The sequence below is a fragment of the Streptococcus sp. HMSC064D12 genome (assembly GCF_001837205.1).
In the GTDB taxonomy this organism is placed as follows: Bacteria; Bacillota; Bacilli; order Lactobacillales; family Streptococcaceae; genus Streptococcus; species Streptococcus salivarius_D.
The window spans coordinates 1-932 of the sequence record NZ_KV831769.1 but is presented as its reverse complement, the minus strand read 5'-3'; the positions used below and the strand labels follow the sequence as shown (position 1 = coordinate 932).

Annotated in this window: 10 tRNA genes; all 10 read right to left on the bottom strand. The window is 52.3% G+C overall.

The features are described from left to right. Positions 1 to 52: 52 nt before the first annotated feature. The 10 genes from HMPREF2697_RS09435 to HMPREF2697_RS09390 all read right to left on the bottom strand — a co-directional run bounded on the left by HMPREF2697_RS09435 (position 53) and on the right by HMPREF2697_RS09390 (position 897). Positions 53 to 126, bottom strand: a tRNA-Ile gene (locus HMPREF2697_RS09435). Positions 127 to 142: 16 nt separating this feature from the next. Next, positions 143 to 216 (bottom strand) — tRNA-Met (locus HMPREF2697_RS09430). A gap of 5 nt (positions 217 to 221) precedes the next feature. Next, positions 222 to 295: transfer RNA gene (locus tag HMPREF2697_RS09425), tRNA-Pro, on the bottom strand. Positions 296 to 301: 6 nt separating this feature from the next. Then, positions 302 to 375 (bottom strand) — tRNA-Arg (locus HMPREF2697_RS09420). Between the two features lie 14 nt (positions 376 to 389). Beyond that, positions 390 to 475, bottom strand: a tRNA-Leu gene (locus tag HMPREF2697_RS09415). A gap of 6 nt (positions 476 to 481) precedes the next feature. Beyond that, positions 482 to 553: transfer RNA gene (locus tag HMPREF2697_RS09410), tRNA-Gly, on the bottom strand. A 6-nt stretch (positions 554 to 559) separates the two neighbouring features. Further along, positions 560 to 632, bottom strand: a tRNA-Thr gene (locus tag HMPREF2697_RS09405). A 14-nt stretch (positions 633 to 646) separates the two neighbouring features. Then, positions 647 to 728: transfer RNA gene (locus HMPREF2697_RS09400), tRNA-Leu, on the bottom strand. A gap of 5 nt (positions 729 to 733) precedes the next feature. Beyond that, positions 734 to 806 (bottom strand) — tRNA-Lys (locus HMPREF2697_RS09395). An 18-nt stretch (positions 807 to 824) separates the two neighbouring features. Then, positions 825 to 897 (bottom strand) — tRNA-Asp (locus HMPREF2697_RS09390). Positions 898 to 932: the final 35 nt, after the last annotated feature.

The window sequence follows — 932 nt, the reverse complement described above, 5'->3', positions numbered from 1 at the left end:
CCGTTCCCTTCAGCCGGACTTGGGTAATCCTCCAAATATTATAATTAATATATGGACCTTGTAGGACTCGAACCTACGACCGCTCGGTTATGAGCCGAGTGCTCTAACCAGTTGAGCTAAAGGTCCAAGAAATCCATATATATAGCGGCGAAGGGGATCGAACCCCCGACCTCCCGGGTATGAACCGGACGCTCTAGCCAGCTGAGCTACACCGCCATAAATCGGGAAGACAGGATTCGAACCTGCGACCCCTTGGTCCCAAACCAAGTGCTCTACCAAGCTGAGCTACTTCCCGATAAAATGCACCCTAGAGGAGTCGAACCTCTAACCGCCTGATTCGTAGTCAGGTACTCTATCCAGTTGAGCTAAGGGTGCTCATTATTATATTATGCCGAGGACCGGGATCGAACCGGTACGAAAGTTTCCTTTCGCAGGATTTTAAGTCCTGTGCGTCTGCCAGTTCCGCCACCCCGGCTCCTCAAGCGAACGACGGGATTCGAACCCGCGACCCCCACCTTGGCAAGGTGGTGTTCTACCACTGAACTACGTTCGCATTTTATGCCGGCTACATGACTTGAACACGCGACCCTCTGATTACAAATCAGATGCTCTACCAACTGAGCTAAGCCGGCTAACTTTTCTATAATGCGGGTGAAGGGACTTGAACCCCCACGCCGTTAAGCGCCAGATCCTAAATCTGGTGCGTCTGCCAATTCCGCCACACCCGCATATATGACCCGTACTGGGCTCGAACCAGTGACCCATTGATTAAAAGTCAATTGCTCTACCAACTGAGCTAACGAGTCTCAAATATTTCTACTTGACGGTCCCGACGGGAATCGAACCCGCGATCTTCGCCGTGACAGGGCGACGTGATAACCGCTACACCACGGGACCTATGGGAGTTAACGGGATCGAACCGCTGACCCTCT